Raw genomic sequence first — 14,807 nt, 5'->3', positions numbered from 1 at the left:
GTACTGCGGTTCAGCCCGCCTCGGCTGTTCCGCCTGGCCCCCCATGGATGAGGAATCTTCCCTAATGCCCGAAAACCTGAACGAAACCAACGAGATGCCGGCCGACGAGACCGTCGAGACGCCCGCTGCTGAGCAGGCTGCCGCTGCCGACGTTGTAGACGCAGCAGACGCTGCACCGGCTCCCGTTGCAGACGCTCCCGCCACGGATTCCGAGGACGAAGACGGCGTTCGCTTCACCGACCTCGGCCTCGACGCACGCGTCCTCGCAGCCCTGCAGGACGTCGGCTACGAGAAGCCGTCTCCCATCCAGGCAGCCACCATCCCGCTGCTGCTGGAAGGCCGCGACGTCGTCGGCCTCGCCCAGACCGGTACCGGCAAGACCGCCGCTTTTGCGGTCCCCGCGCTGTCCCGCCTGGCTGAGCTCCACGACCTCAATGGCCCGTCCCGCAAGACCCAGGCCCTCGTGCTCGCCCCCACCCGTGAGCTGGCGCTCCAGGTCGCCGAGGCCTTCACCTCGTACGCCAAGCACATGGAGGACTTCACCGTCCTCCCCGTCTACGGCGGCTCCGCCTATGGTCCCCAGCTGGCTGGCCTTCGCCGCGGCGCCCAGGTCGTCGTCGGTACCCCGGGCCGCGTGATCGACCACATTGCCAAGGGTTCCCTGGACCTGTCCGAGCTTCAGTACCTGGTGCTTGACGAAGCCGACGAGATGCTTCGCATGGGCTTCGCCGAGGACGTTGAGCAGATTTTCCAGCAGACGCCGGAGGACCGCCAGGTTGCGCTGTTCTCCGCCACCATGCCGAGCCAGATCCGCCGGATGTCCAAGCAGTACCTGAACGATCCCGCCGAGATTTCGGTCAAGTCCAAGACCTCCACGGGCACCAACATCCGCCAGCGCTACCTGCAGGTCATGGGCCCGCACAAGCTGGACGCGATGACCCGCATCCTTGAAGTTGAAGAGTTCGACGGCGTCATCGCCTTTGTGCGCACCAAGATGGCTACCGAGGACCTCGCGGACAAGCTGAAGTCGCGTGGCTTCCAGGCTGCCGCCATCAACGGCGACATCCCGCAGCAGCAGCGTGAGCGCACCGTGGAGGCGTTGAAGGAAGGCCGCATCGACGTCCTGGTCGCCACCGACGTCGCCGCCCGCGGCCTCGACGTCGAACGCATCAGCCACGTGGTCAACTACGACATCCCCCACGACACCGAGTCCTATGTGCACCGGATCGGCCGCACAGGCCGTGCCGGCCGCGCCGGCGATGCCATCCTGTTCATGACCCCGCGCGAGAAGTACCTGCTGCGCGCCATCGAAAAGGCCACCCGCCAGCCTGTCGAGCAGATGCACCTGCCGACGGCGGAGACGGTCAACTCGCTGCGCCTGGGCAAGTTCGCCGAGCGCATCACGGAGACGCTCGAGTCCGAGGACGTTTCGCTGTTCCGCGACCTGATCGCTTCCTACGAGGAAGAGCACAAGGTTCCGGCTGCCGAAATCGCCGCTGCCCTGGCAGTCATGGCACAGGGCGGCCAGCCGCTGCTGGTCAAGGACCTGCCCGCCGCGCCCGAGTTCCAGAAGCGCGAACGCTCTAAGGACGGCTTCGGCTCACGCGGCCCAACCCGCGCGCTGACCGAAGGCAACGCAACCTACCGGATCGCCGTCGGACGCCGCAACCGCGTTATGCCCGGCTCCATCGTGGGAGCGATCGCCAACGAGGGTGGCCTGTCCTCCAGCCAGATCGGCGGCATTGACATCCGTTCGGACCACACCCTCGTGGAGCTTCCGGCGGACCTGAGCCAGGACCAGCTGCGTGCCCTGTCCCGCACGCGGATCGGTGGCGAACTGATCCACCTCGAGCTGGACTCCGGCCGCAAGCCCAACCGCGAAGGCGGCCGCGGCGGCTACGGTGACCGCGAAGGCGGTCGCGGCAACTTCAAGGGCAACGGCGGCTTCAAGAAGGAGTTCCGTCGCAACGACGGCGAGCGCTCTTCGGCAGATCGCGGCGGACGCTCCTACAGCGACCGTTCCGAGCGCAGCTTCAGCGAGCGCCCTGAACGTGGCAGCTTCGGCGACCGCGGCCAGGCCGGCGATTCGCGTTTCGGCGGCCACGGCAACGGGGCCCGCAAGCCGCGCCACGGCAGCGAAGGCGGCCACCGCGACTTCAACCGCAAGGGTAAGTGGTAAGCGCGGTCTTGACTGACCTTTGGCTATGGGCCGGCTTTCGAGCCGGTCCATAGCCATTTAAGGTGCATGACAAATGTCACAGGGTCGGAAAGACTTGGCTCATGGGATTCCTCGATGACGTGAAGAAGAACCTTGGCTTGGGCGGCAGGCGAACTCATGACCCTGCGGAGGACAAGATCGCCGAGGAAGGGGGCGCACCGGTGGTCGGTGTTCGTGCCTCGGCCGAGGAGGAAAAGGCAGAACAAGAGACCGCAGAAGCCTCCGCGGAAGCGCAGCGCGCGGAAGCCGGGCAGGCCGCCGCTGTCCAGCAGGAGGCGGGTGCAGAGGCTGCACGACGGGCAGCGGCCGAGCAGGCAGCAGAAGCCCAGGAAGCAGCCACCGAGGCGGGCAGCGAGGAGGCCACCGAGGAGCCTTGATTTCGAGCGTTTTTGGTCTCTTTTAAGGGGGCAAAAAAGGCTGCTGTGCAACTGTTGCGGCGTCCCCTTTCAGGCGCGATTACCGATTTGTTGATGGTGAAATCTTCCGGTAGAGTATTTACTCGTTGCCCCCCTAGCTCAGTGGTAGAGCGCGTTCTTGGTAAGAACGAGGTCACCGGATCGATTCCGGTGGGGGGCTCTGAATGGGAGCCTGTGTCAAGGCGGTTTTGACCGGCTTGACACGGGTTTTTTCCCATTCGTGGCGGTGTAGCTCAGTTGGTTAGAGCGCACGACTCATAATCGTGAGGTCGGGAGATCGAGCCTCCCCACCGCTACCATTCCAAATCCCGCAGGCGCCCAGCCTGCGGGATTTTTTGTCCCCACCCCGACTAGTACGAAATTGTTGTCGGGAACAGCGGTTTTAAGGTCAACAAAGTGCGAGTCAGTCGCGACGGTTTGGGACAGAATGGGCCAATGACACGCATCGCAATCATCGGTGGCCATGGCAAAGTGGCATTGCAACTGTCCAAAGTCCTCGTGGAAGAGGGGCACGAGGTCACCTCGTTCTTCCGCAACCCGGACCACACGGACGACGTCGTGGAAACGGGCGCCACGCCGTCGGTGCTGGACGTTGAAGACACGACGACGGCGGACCTCGCCGCCGTCATGCAGGGGCATGACGCCGTGGTGTGGTCGGCTGGTGCCGGCGGAGGCAATCCCCGGCGGACGTACGCGGTAGACCGGGACGCAGCCATTCGCTCCATGGATGCGGCAGCGGAGGCAGGTGTCACACGCTATGTGATGGTTTCCTACATCGGCTCCCGCCCGGACCATGGCATTCCCGTGGACAGCGGCTTCTATCCATACGCGGACGCGAAGGCTACTGCCGATGAATACCTTCGCTCCACGACCCTGGCCTGGACCATCCTGGGCCCTGGGAACCTGACCAGTGGCCCGGGTACTGGGCTCATCGACGTCGACCCCGCCGATGCCTCCACCGGGGCTGAGACATCCCGCGCCAACGTGGCGCTTGTTGCGGCAGCCGTGCTGGACCTGCCGGAAACGGCCGGCCGCACCATCAGGTTTCGGGATGGAACTATGCCCATAGCCGCAGCGTTGGAGACCGCAGGCTAGGCAATCGCCCAGCGGCGAGACGGCCACTCGTGCGGCAGTGGCTGTGTACTCCGCCGCGTGTTCCGTAATGGAATCCAGCAGGACCGACGCCGAATCTGCCACGGCGCCGCCAATCACCACGAGCTCCGGGCCATTTCGCCGGCTCCACCACCTTGCCATGCAGCAGCCGGCCGTCCCCAAGGACGCCCGAACCGAACCGTTCACTGGACAGGATGACCACCAGATCATCGATTCCGGTCACGTCGACGCGCTCTGGTAGTCGCCCATCGCGCGGGTGCTCGCAATAGCTGCGGTGTAGCAGCCGTAACTTCCAACATCGCTATTGACCTCGTGTGGCGTTCACCACATAATACTTGAGGAACTAAATTTAGACTCTAAATATAAACCTAAAATCTAGCCTCAATTGACTTTGATGCCTTGGGTCTACCCGCCCACAATTTGCAAAGGAGCAATGTTGATCTCCACCCCATCCAGAAACTTGCGCCCCGGACGGCTGCAGCCCCCGGCCCTGGACGCATTGGGACAGCGTTCGCTTAATCGGCGTTCGCTCTTCAAGGCCGCGGGCGCAGTGGGCGCAGCTGCGCTGATCCCGCTTACCGCTTGCTCGTCGCCTGCCTCGGCAACCGGCGTAACCACCATCCGCTTCATGCAGAACAAGCCGGAAGTTATTGGCTACTTCAACCAGGTCATCAAGGATTTCGAGGCGCTGAATCCGGACATCCACGTGGTGCAGGACTCGAACGAAGGCAACTTCGTCCCCTCGCTGGTCCGTAACGATCCGCCTGACGTCATGACCCGCGGCTATGCCCAGGCCACCGCCGACTTCACACGGAAGGGAATCTTCGCCGATCTCTCGGGGCTGCCTGCCGCTTCCACCATCGATCCCAAGGTCCAGGGACTCGTGAATTCCTGGGGCCAATACAACGGAAACGAGACCAGCGCCCTGCCGTTTTCCCTGGCCGCTGCCGGAGTGATCTACAACCGGGATCTCTTCGCCGCGCACGGTGTCCAGGTTCCAACTACCTGGAACGAGTTCGTCGCAGCCTGCAACACGTTCAAGGCGGCCGGCATCGCTCCCATCTACGGAACGTACAAGGATCACTGGACCATCCAGCAGGGTGCCTTCGACTACGTCGCCGGCGGCACCCTGGACGTCCAGGGGTTCTTTACGGCCATCAACGCCAAGGGCGCGGACATTAGCTCGGCGTCACGGGAATCGTTTACCAGCAACTTCGGGGCTGTACTGCCCAAGATCCTGGAAGTAGCCGGCTTCGCCCAGCCCGGCGCCGCCAGCAAGAACTACGCCGACGGAAATGCGGCTTTCGGCAAAGGCCAGGCAGCCATGTACCTGCAGGGTCCGTGGGCGCTGTCTGAGCTGGTCAAGGCCAACAAGGACATCCGGCTTGGCATGTTCCCGCTGCCTGTGAGCAACAACCCCGAGGACGCCAAAGTGCGCGTCAACGTTGATATGGCGCTGCTGATCGCCCGCAACACGCCGCGCATGGAGGCCGCCCAGCGGTTCGTCAGCTACCTGCTGCAGCCCGCCGTCGTCAACGCCTTCAACGAGAAGAATGCCGCATTCTCCACGCTCAAGGACGCCGCGGTCACGAGCAATCCGCAGATCACCGGGCTCGCCCCGTTCGTCAAGGAAGGCCGCTACTACCAGGGCGCCGGAACGTATTTCCCGCCGGCGGTGCCGGTGGGCAACTACCTGCAGGCGTTCGTCTATGGCAAGGACGGCAACAAGTTCCTCGCCGACCTCGACGCCGAATGGCGCCGCGTAGCCGAACGCACCGCAATCTGACCGCCACCCGTTGAAAACTGGAGCAAAGATGACTACAACATCACGCGTGGCGCTGCAGAACGCAGACCTTCCCGCAAAGATTTCCACCAGCCCTCAAACCCCCGGCGCCCCTCGCCGTTCCGCCGGGAAAATCGATCCCACCTACTACTGGATGATCGTCCCCGTCCTGGCACTCTTCGCCTTCTTCATCACCCTGCCCGCGTTGGTCGGCTTCTTCTTCAGCCTGACCAACTACGCCGGCTACGGAGACTGGAAGTTCGTCGGCATTGCCAACTACGTCAACATCTTCAAGGACCCGGCTGTCCTGCAGTCGTACGTCTTTACGTTCCTCTTCGCGCTGACCACCACCGTGGTAGTTAACGTGGTGGCCCTTGCCATCGCCCTTGGACTGAACGCCCGGATCAAGTGGCGCACAGGTATCCGCACCGTCTTCTTCATTCCCATGGTGCTGTCCGGGCTCATCGTGTCGTTCGTCTTCAATTACCTGTTCTCCAACACCCTGCCGGTCCTCGCCGAACGCTTCGGCATCACCCCCCTGACGTCCAGCATCCTCGCCAATGAGAACTGGGCCTGGCTCGCCATTGTCCTGGTGACTGTCTGGCAGGCGGCGCCCGGTGCCACCATCATCTACCTCGCAGGCCTTCAAAGCGTCCCTTCCGAGGTCTACGAAGCGGCGGGCATGGACGGCGCCGGGACCTGGCGCCAGTTCCGCAGCCTGACGCTGCCGCTCATCATGGGCTACCTCGTGATCAACGTGATCCTCGGCTTCAAAGGCTTCCTGGGCACTTACGAGATCATCGTTGGACTTACCGGCGGCGGTCCCGGAATGGTCACCCAATCCGTTGCCATGCGCATCTTCTCCGGCTTCACCGGAGGCGACTATGCCTACCAGATGGCCAACGCCGTCATCTACTTCGTGATCACTCTGCTCATCTCCGTCATCCAGTTGCGCCTCATCCAGCGCCGGGGGGTTTCACTCTAATGACTGCCTCAATCACAGCCCGCCTCACCCAAAACAGCCGTTCCCGGCAGGAAAAGCCGAAGGTCCGACGCACTCCACGGGAGGGATTCAAAGTCAGCTGGGGCCTCACGGCGCTGATGCTCGTGGCCTCCCTGACCATCATCGTTCCCCTGTACTTCACGGTTGCCATGGCCCTGAAGTCACCGGAACAGCTTGGCACCGGAACAGGGCTTGAGTGGCCCAACCCGCTGCACTGGGAAAACTTCGCTGAAGCCTACGTAGCCACCAACTTCCCCAGATCGTTCCTGTCTACGGCGCTGGTTACCGTTTTCAGCGTGCTGGGATCCCTCGCCACCAGTTCCCTCGCCGCGTATGCCATAGTGCGGAACTGGAACCGGAGGTTCTTCCGCGGATCCTTCGTTTATCTCCTGTCCGCCATGTTCATTCCGTTCCCCGTCATCATCCTGCCGCTGATCAAGCAAACCGCGATCCTGGGACTGGACAACCCGGCCGGCGTCGTCTTCCTGCACGTCTTGGGCGGCATTTCCTTCAATACGCTGCTCTATATTGCCTTCGTGCGGGCCATTCCCGCCGAACTCGAGGAATCGGCGCGCATGGACGGCGCCACCACGTGGCAAGTGTTCCGCAAGATCGTCCTGCCGCTCCTGGCACCGATGAACGCCACCGTGGGGATCTTCGCGTTCCTCGGCTCCTGGAACGACTTCCTACTGCCGCAGATGATGATCGCCGATCCGTCCCTGCAGACGCTGCCCGTGGTCCAGATGCTCTTCCAGGGCGAATTCAACACCGACTACAGCCTGGCGTTCGCGTCCTACCTCATGGCCATGGCCCCGACCCTCGTGGTCTACGTCCTCGCCCAGCGCTGGGTGCTCTCCGGCGTCATGCGTGGGGCTGTTAAGTAACCCTCTGTTCCCGAACACAACCAACCACAACAGGAAAAGGAAATATCTTGTCCACCACCGCCACCCTGGCAACCCTGTCTGATTCCGACCACATGGCCGATCCCAACTGGTGGCGTCAAGCAGCTGTTTACCAGATCTACCCCCGCAGCTTCTACGACTCCAACGGCGACGGCCTGGGCGACATTAAGGGCATCACTGCGAAGGTCCCCTACCTGAAGGCCCTGGGGATCGACGCCGTCTGGCTTAGCCCGTTCTACCCGTCAGCGCTCGCTGATGGCGGCTACGACGTCGACGACTACCGAAACGTGGACCCCAAGCTGGGGACCCTGGCCGACTTCGACGAGATGGCCGCCGCGCTGCACGAGGCGGGAATCAAGCTGATCGCGGACATCGTTCCGAACCACTCCTCCAACCGGCACGAATGGTTCAAGGAGGCATTGGCTTCGCCGAAGGGCTCGGCTGCCCGCGACCGCTACATTTTCCGGGACGGGCTGGGCGAAAACGGCGAGCTGCCCCCGGCCGACTGGGACTCCGTGTTCGGCGGCCCCGCCTGGGAGCGCATCACCGAGCCGGACGGCACGCCAGGCCAGTGGTACATGCACATCTTCGCCAAGGAGCAGCCGGACTTCAACTGGTCCAACCGTGAGGTCCGCGACGACTTCCTGAAGACCTTGCGCTTCTGGTCGGACCGGGGAGTCGACGGTTTCAGGATCGATGTCGCCCATGCCCTGACCAAGGACCTCGCTGAGCCGCTGCTGTCCAAGGCCCAGCTTCCCCGGGAGGGCGAGAATGCCATGGGCGCGCACCCGTACTGGGACCGGGACGAGGTGCACGAGATCTACGCCGAATGGCGCCAGCTGTTCAACGAATACAACCCGCCGCGCACCGCCGTCGCGGAGGCGTGGGTGCACGCCGAGCGTCGCGCCCGCTATGCGAGCCCTGAAGGACTCGGCCAGGCGTTCAACTTCGACCTCCTGCAGGCCGACTTCGACGCCACGCAGTTCCGGTCGGTCATCACCAAGAACCTCGCCGAGGCGAAAGCTTCCGGCGCGTCCTCCACCTGGGTCTTCTCCAACCACGACGTCGTCCGCCATGCCACCCGCTATGGCCTGCCCCAGGGCGGTCGCAAGGACGGAGACGGCAAGGACGGAGACGGCAAGGACAGGGGCCAGGACGGCAAGGACTGGCTGCTGGCCGGCGGACCGAAGGATGAGCTCGACGCCGAACTAGGGCTGCGTCGTGCCCGCGCCGCGTCGCTCCTGATGTTCGCGCTGCCGGGCTCGGCCTATCTGTACCAGGGTGAGGAACTGGGACTGCAGGAGGTTGCCGAGATTCCAGATGTCGATCGCCAGGACCCTGCCTTCTTCCGCAATGCCGGCGTCGAGGTGGGCCGTGATGGCTGCCGCGTGCCTCTGCCCTGGTCCCCGGAGGGTTCGTCCTTTGGCTTCGGCGATGGGGAGCCACACCTGCCGCAGCCGGAGTGGTTCGCAAACTTCGCCGTCGAGGTGCAGGAGGGTGCCGATGATTCCACCCTCGAGTTCTACCGGAAGGCCCTGGAGCTCCGTGGTCGGCTGCAAGCTGCCGAGGAACTGCTGTGGCACGCCAACGCCAGCGCCGAGGTGCTTCACTTCAGTCGTCCGGGCGGCTGGCACTCGGTGACCAACTTCGGTACGGAGCCCGTGGAGCTTCCGGAAGGCACCGTCGTCGTCAGCAGCGGACCGCTCGACGGCGGCAAGCTGCCCTCCGACACAACGGCATGGCTCCTGACCGATAACTAGCCCCCATTACCCCCTGGCTCGCAGTTGTTTGTCGCCATGAACCCAAGAGCTTGGCGACAACAACTGCCAGCTACCTGGGCAACGGTCCTAGTCACAACAGCTTTTGTTCGTATTGATCCTCACAACGGAGCGATTTTCTTAGCTTTGGTGCGGGCAGGGCGGATACGGTAGAAGCATGACGTCTAGCATCACCGCCGAGTCCATTCGCTCGAGCCGAAAGATCCCCGCAGAAATCGCCCGCTCCTGGCTCCTCGTGAACGCCATGAAGACGGAACTTTTCGACCAGTCGGCAGTGTCGCGTGCGGACGCCATCATCCTGGACATCGAGGACGCCGTCGACCCCTCCCAGAAGGATGCCGCCCGCGAGAACGTCGTCAACTGGCTGGCCGCCGGCGGCCAGGCCTGGGTCCGCATCAACGACGCCATCAGCCCGTTCTGGGCTGATGACCTCGCTGGCCTGCGCGGAACTCCCGGCCTGCTGGGCATCATGCTTGCCAAGACCGAGTCGGCGGACCAGGTCACCGAGAGCTTTCACCGCATGGATGGCAAGACTCCCGTCATTCCGCTGGTGGAGTCCGCGCTGGGTATCGAAGAGGCCAACCACATCGCCCGCGCCCAGGGCGCCTTCCGCCTGGCTTTCGGCTCGGGAGACTTCCGGCGCGATACCGGCATGGCCAACACTCAGGAGGCCATGGCCTACCCACGCGCCAAGCTGGTCGTCGCCAGCCGCGTCGGCAACCTGCCCGGTCCCATTGACGGGCCCACCGTCGGCACCAACCACCCGATCCTGCGTGAGCAGACCGGCGTGACCGTCATGATGGGCATGACCGGGAAGCTGTGCCTGGCCATCGACCAGACAACAGTGATTAACGAAGTCATCAGCCCCACGCCGTCGGATGTTGCCTGGGCCACGGACTTCATGAGCGACTTCGAGGCCAATGGCCGCGTTATTCGCGACGGATCGGACCTGCCCCGCCTTGGCCGTGCCGAGAAGATCATGAAGCTCGCAGTGGCCTTCGGGGTCCAGCCGGCACTCTAAGGACTGGGCACAGTAGCGTGCTGGTCCACGGAGTCGCCTGGAACGGTGCGGCGTCCGACGGCGGGACTCCCGTCCTGCGGGTGGAGCCGGAACCCGGCACCTTCCTTGAGCAGGAGGTCGGAGCCGGGACCTTCCTCGGCCTGAAAGTGCAGGACGGGCTGTGGTGCCTTGGGCACACCAAGGTGCAGGGCCCTGGGCAGCGCACGCATGTAACCTGCCCTGCGCGGGCGACAGCAGAACGAGGCAGGCAGTGCGGCGCATGCTTCGCCCGGGACGATTCCCGCCTCATGCACGACTTCCATCGCGGGGGAGCGGTCCCGAAAGGCCTGCGTGCCTACCTGATGCAGCCGCACTGGCTGTACGTTGCTACCTTCGCCGGCGGAGCCACCAAGATCGGCACCGCCTCCGCTCACCGAAAGTGGAACAGGCTGGCCGAACAGGGCGCCGTGCAAGCGAGCTATGTGGCACACGCCGACGACGGCCGGGTGGTGCGCGTCCTGGAAGACCTGGTGACCCGGGAACTCGGGCTCGTGCAGCAGGTCCGCGGCGCGTCGAAGGCAGCGGCCCTGCTGGAGCCCAGGACCGGCGTCGAACTGGCCGCGCATAACCAGAGCCATGCCGCAAAGGTCCGCGCGCTGCTGGAGGGAGTGGCGCTTGACGGCTTTGAGGTGGTCGAAGAACCTTGGGAGCGGCCGGCGCTGGCTGAGGACCTGTGCGCTTCCGGGCCGGAGGAGTTGCCGGCTTTCCGCCACCTGTACCCTGCGGGGTTCGACGGCGGGACTCACGGTCTTGAACTGCATGCCCTCTGCGGGAGCACCGCCCTGGCCACCTTGCCGGGCAGCGAGGGTGCCTTCGTCGCCGATCTTGGCTCGCTGAAGGGGCGTCGGGTGGAATTCGGGGACTATCGGACGGACGTTCCTGCCCTCCAGGATGCTCTGTTCTAGCAATACTGCCGGCCGCCATGGTTCCCGGCCCACGTAGACTTGGCTGGTGCTGAACGAATTTTGGGCAACTGCATCAACCACCTACAAAACCCTGGTCCTTAGTGCCATGGGGCTCATCGCCGTCGGGATCATCCTCAACATCGTGGGCAACACCTCGCAGAACCAGGGGCTGGCCCTCGCCTCGCTTCCGGTGATCGGGCTCGGGTTGGCCCTGCACGTCACGGGCATCGTCGTGCGCGGGCAGCAGATCCGGAAGGGCCTGAAGAAATAGGCAGCGTTCGTCATATCGGGCCTTCCACCGTGGGTACCCCGGCCAGCCCCGATAGGGTTGGTCCATGAGTATTAATCCGGACCTGCAGGGCCGCAGTTACCCTGCCGTAGAGGTGTACGACGTCGGACGTGAAAAAATCCGTGAGTTCGCCAAGGCGGTCAAGGCGAGCCATCCCGCCCATTTCGACGTTGAAGCCGCCAAGGCCCTTGGCTACAGCGACCTCGTCGGCCCGCCGACCTTCGCCATCATTGTCGCTCAGCGTGCCGACGCCCAGCTGATTGAAGACCCGGATTCCGGCATCGACTTCAGCCGTGTTGTCCATGCCGACCAGCGCTTCACCCACCACCGGCCCATCGTCGCGGGAGACCAGCTCATCGCGGAACTGCACGTCGACGGTGTCCGGGCCATGGGCGGCGGCGCCATGATCACCACCCGCGCGGAAATCTCCGCCGTGCTTGGCGACAACCAGCGCGAGAAAGTCGCCACCACAACGTCATCCATCCTCGTCCGTGGAGAGGGACAGTAACTATGAGCCCCACCATTGCAGAGCTCGAAGTCGGGCAGGAAATCGCCAGCCGCAGCATCGCCGTGACCCGGCAGGACCTGGTCAGGTACGCCGGAGCGTCCGGCGACTTCAACCCGATCCACTGGAATGAGGCCTTCGCCACCAGCGTCGAGCTTCCCGGCGTCATCGCGCACGGCATGTTCACCATGGGCTCCGCCGTGCAGCTCGTGACGGACTGGGCAGGCGACCCCGCCGCCGTCGTCGACTACCAGACCCGCTTCACCAAGCCAGTGGTAGTTGCGGACACCACCGGAACCGCTGGGGCCGGGGCCGTCATCGATGTCACAGGCGTGGTGGGAGCGCTCGACGCCGACGCCGGCACCGCCCGCATCGATCTCACGGTTGTTGCCGCAGGCCAGAAGGTACTGATGAAGTGCCAGGCGGTCGTGAAGCTCTCTTGAAACTGCGTTCCACGATTACCGCAGGCGCCACCGAAGCTGAGACAGTCCGGTGGCGCTTTTCTGTGCTGGCAGCCTACGCAGCCAGCGGCCTGTCCGCGGCATCATGGGTCTCCCGCCTGCCCGCTATCCGCAACAGCCTGGACCTTACACCCGGTACCGTAGGGCTGCTCCTGGTCTGCCTGACGGCGGCCTCCTTCAGCGCGGTGTCCGTGTCGGGCCTGGTGGTCCTGCGGCTCGGGTCGGCGCGAACCGCCAGGATCGCCGGGATGCTCGTCGGCAGCGGCCTGGTCTGCCTGGGCGTCGGGACCACGGTTCTCTCCAGCTTCGCCGTTGCCGCCGCCGGACTGGCCCTCATTGGCCTGGGCGCCGGCAGCTGGAATACGGCGCTGAACGTTGAAGGCGCCGCGCTGGAACGTGCCCTGGGGCGGCAGATCATGCCTCGACTGCACGGAGGCTTCAGCCTTGGAACCGTGGCAGGGGCTGGCCTGGGAGCAGGAGCGGCGGCCCTGCAACTGCCCGTTGCCTGGCATCTCGGGGCAGTGGGAGTTGTTGTCGCCAGCGTCGTGCTGTTCGCCAGCCTGTCCTTCCGAGCCGATACCAGCCCCGCTACTCGTCGCATGGTAGCTCCGCGGGGCATCGACACCTTCGACGACCCCTCGACCGGGCCGATTCCGATCGTCGCCGCTGTGGGCACCACCGACGCCACCGCCGTCGACAGCAAGCGCCTCATGGCCCGCGCCTGGCGCGAACCCCGGACCTTGCTGCTGGGACTGTTGGTGCTTGGCCTGGCACTGTCCGAAGGAGTGGCTGGCGATTGGGCTGCCCTGGCCCTCGCGGACGGCCACGGCCAGTCCGAGGCTGCAGGGGCGGCCGGTTACGGGATCTTCGTCACGTTCATGACAGTGGGCCGGCTGGTCGGGACTACCGTGCTGGACCGGTTCGGCCGAGTGGTCGTCATGCGCTGCTGTGCCGCGATCGCCTTCGCCGGGCTGGCTGTGTTTGTCCTTGCACCCTCCCCGGGGCTGGCCTTCGCCGGCCTGGGGCTGTGGGGCCTCGGAACGTCCCTGGGCTTTCCGGTAGGCATGTCAGCCGCGGCCGACGATCCTGTTCGTGCGGCAGCCCGCGTGTCCGTTGTATCGACCGTCGCGTACTGTGCATTCCTCGGCGGGCCTCCGCTGCTGGGCCTGCTGGCGGAGCACTTCGGGATCCTGCACTCACTGCTGGCTGTGCTCGTCTTCCAGGCCCTGAGCTTCGCCCTCGCCCCCGTCCTGCGAAGCCGGTCGGCGGAAACAGTGCGTCCCCAAACCCCGCTAGGCTGATGAGGTGACCCAGACGATGCTTTCCGAACTCACCACCGCCGCGGTAGGCGGCCCGGCCCGCCGCTACGCCGAGGCGCGCACCGAAGCTGAAATCATCGACGCCGTCAGGTCCGCCGACGCCGCATCGGAGAACCTCCTCATCATTGGGGGCGGCTCCAACCTCCTGGTGTCCGACGACGGCTACCCGGGCACCGTGCTGAAGATCGCCTCCGAAGGCTTCACCGTGTCCTCCGAGGACACGTGCGGAGGCGTGTCGGTAGTGGTGCAAGCCGGGCACAACTGGGACGCCCTGGTGGAGTACGCCGTCCTGCACGGCTGGTCCGGGCTGGAAGCCCTGTCAGGCATCCCGGGTGCCACCGGTGCGACGCCGGTGCAGAACGTCGGTGCCTACGGTGCCGACGTCTCGCAGACTATTGCTGCCGTACGTACCTGGGACCGCGAGCGCAACGCAGTGCAGACGTTCACCAATTCTGAGCTCAAGTTTGGTTATCGGGACTCCATCCTTAAGCAGACCACGGTGCACGGTTCTCCCCGCTATGTTGTCCTCACGGTGGAGTTCCAGCTGCCGTTGGGCCGTATGAGCGCGCCTATCCGGTACGCGGAGCTCGCCCGCGTCCTGGGCGTGGAGCCCGGCACGCGGGCCTACTCCAATGACGTCCGGCGCGAAGTCCTGAAGCTCCGTGCGTCAAAGGGGATGGTCCTTGACGCCGCCGACAGGGATACATTCTCCACGGGATCGTTCTTCACGAATCCCGTAGTGCCCGAAGCCGTTGCAGCCGAACTGCCTGACGGCGCCCCTCGATACCCTGCCGGCAGCGACGGTCTGGTGAAGCTGTCCGCGGCCTGGCTCATTGACCAGTCGGGCTTCGGCAAGGGCTACGGACTCGAGCCGGGAAGCGTCTCCGGCGGACGAGCATCCCTGTCCACAAAGCACACCCTGGCCATCACTAACCGTGGTGCCGCCTCTGCACAGGACATGGTGGCTATCGCGCGCGAAGTGCGCGGCGGCGTCGTCGAACACTTCGGAATTGAGCTGCACGCAGAGCCGCTTCTGATCGGTTTGGCGCTCTAGG

General features: G+C 64.7%; 15 protein-coding genes and 2 tRNA genes. All 17 read left to right on the top strand.

Annotation, left to right across the window (positions count from 1 at the left end):
• Positions 1 to 64 precede the first annotated feature (64 nt).
• The 17 genes from J7E82_RS13275 to J7E82_RS13195 all read left to right on the top strand — a co-directional run bounded on the left by J7E82_RS13275 (position 65) and on the right by J7E82_RS13195 (position 14,806).
• Entirely contained in the window at positions 65 to 2,179 is a 2,115-nt protein-coding gene (locus J7E82_RS13275) for a DEAD/DEAH box helicase (protein WP_214863369.1), read from the top strand.
• 101 nt (positions 2,180 to 2,280) lie between these two features.
• The gene (locus J7E82_RS13270; RefSeq protein ID WP_214863367.1) at positions 2,281 to 2,595 is read left to right on the top strand and encodes a hypothetical protein; all 315 of its coding nucleotides are present in this window, start codon (positions 2,281 to 2,283) and stop codon (positions 2,593 to 2,595) included.
• Between the two features lie 127 nt (positions 2,596 to 2,722).
• Positions 2,723 to 2,794: transfer RNA gene (locus J7E82_RS13265), tRNA-Thr, on the top strand.
• Between the two features lie 62 nt (positions 2,795 to 2,856).
• Positions 2,857 to 2,933: transfer RNA gene (locus J7E82_RS13260), tRNA-Met, on the top strand.
• 136 nt (positions 2,934 to 3,069) lie between these two features.
• Positions 3,070 to 3,729 carry an SDR family oxidoreductase gene (locus J7E82_RS13255; protein WP_214863365.1) on the top strand — a complete coding sequence of 220 codons (660 nt, stop codon included), beginning with the start codon at positions 3,070 to 3,072 and terminating at the stop codon, positions 3,727 to 3,729.
• 67 nt (positions 3,730 to 3,796) lie between these two features.
• On the top strand, positions 3,797 to 3,988 hold the full coding sequence (locus J7E82_RS13250; RefSeq protein WP_214863363.1) for a hypothetical protein: 192 nt from the start codon (positions 3,797 to 3,799) through the stop codon (positions 3,986 to 3,988).
• A gap of 192 nt (positions 3,989 to 4,180) precedes the next feature.
• The gene (locus J7E82_RS13245; protein WP_214863361.1) at positions 4,181 to 5,533 is read left to right on the top strand and encodes an ABC transporter substrate-binding protein; all 1,353 of its coding nucleotides are present in this window, start codon (positions 4,181 to 4,183) and stop codon (positions 5,531 to 5,533) included.
• Between the two features lie 28 nt (positions 5,534 to 5,561).
• Entirely contained in the window at positions 5,562 to 6,515 is a 954-nt protein-coding gene (locus tag J7E82_RS13240) for a carbohydrate ABC transporter permease (RefSeq protein ID WP_214863359.1), read from the top strand.
• Positions 6,515 to 7,417 (top strand): carbohydrate ABC transporter permease, encoded by a 903-nt coding sequence (locus J7E82_RS13235; RefSeq protein ID WP_214863357.1) that lies wholly within the window; start codon positions 6,515 to 6,517, stop codon positions 7,415 to 7,417. Before J7E82_RS13240 ends, J7E82_RS13235 begins: the two co-directional genes overlap by 1 nt.
• A gap of 47 nt (positions 7,418 to 7,464) precedes the next feature.
• Positions 7,465 to 9,195, top strand: coding sequence for a glycoside hydrolase family 13 protein (locus tag J7E82_RS13230; RefSeq protein WP_214863355.1), 1,731 nt, complete (start codon positions 7,465 to 7,467; stop codon positions 9,193 to 9,195).
• A gap of 175 nt (positions 9,196 to 9,370) precedes the next feature.
• Positions 9,371 to 10,234, top strand: coding sequence for a CoA ester lyase (locus tag J7E82_RS13225; RefSeq protein WP_214863353.1), 864 nt, complete (start codon positions 9,371 to 9,373; stop codon positions 10,232 to 10,234).
• Positions 10,235 to 10,251: 17 nt separating this feature from the next.
• A complete protein-coding gene (locus J7E82_RS13220; RefSeq protein ID WP_374223614.1) occupies positions 10,252 to 11,178 on the top strand; it encodes a DUF2797 domain-containing protein in 927 nt (308 codons plus the stop codon).
• A 46-nt stretch (positions 11,179 to 11,224) separates the two neighbouring features.
• On the top strand, positions 11,225 to 11,449 hold the full coding sequence (locus tag J7E82_RS13215) for a DUF3188 domain-containing protein (protein WP_214863352.1): 225 nt from the start codon (positions 11,225 to 11,227) through the stop codon (positions 11,447 to 11,449).
• A gap of 64 nt (positions 11,450 to 11,513) precedes the next feature.
• Positions 11,514 to 11,975 carry a MaoC family dehydratase N-terminal domain-containing protein gene (locus tag J7E82_RS13210; protein WP_214863350.1) on the top strand — a complete coding sequence of 154 codons (462 nt, stop codon included), beginning with the start codon at positions 11,514 to 11,516 and terminating at the stop codon, positions 11,973 to 11,975.
• A gap of 2 nt (positions 11,976 to 11,977) precedes the next feature.
• Entirely contained in the window at positions 11,978 to 12,415 is a 438-nt protein-coding gene (locus J7E82_RS13205; RefSeq protein ID WP_214863349.1) for a MaoC family dehydratase, read from the top strand.
• Positions 12,416 to 12,417: 2 nt separating this feature from the next.
• Positions 12,418 to 13,734 carry a sugar MFS transporter gene (locus tag J7E82_RS13200; protein WP_374223616.1) on the top strand — a complete coding sequence of 439 codons (1,317 nt, stop codon included), beginning with the start codon at positions 12,418 to 12,420 and terminating at the stop codon, positions 13,732 to 13,734.
• Positions 13,735 to 13,738: 4 nt separating this feature from the next.
• Positions 13,739 to 14,806, top strand: coding sequence for a UDP-N-acetylmuramate dehydrogenase (locus J7E82_RS13195; protein ID WP_214863347.1), 1,068 nt, complete (start codon positions 13,739 to 13,741; stop codon positions 14,804 to 14,806).
• The last annotated feature ends 1 nt before the right edge of the window (position 14,807 follow it).

Source organism: Arthrobacter sp. ISL-30, assembly GCF_018613855.1.
In the GTDB taxonomy this organism is placed as follows: domain Bacteria; phylum Actinomycetota; class Actinomycetes; order Actinomycetales; family Micrococcaceae; genus Arthrobacter.
This window is presented reverse-complemented; position numbering and strand designations above follow the sequence as displayed.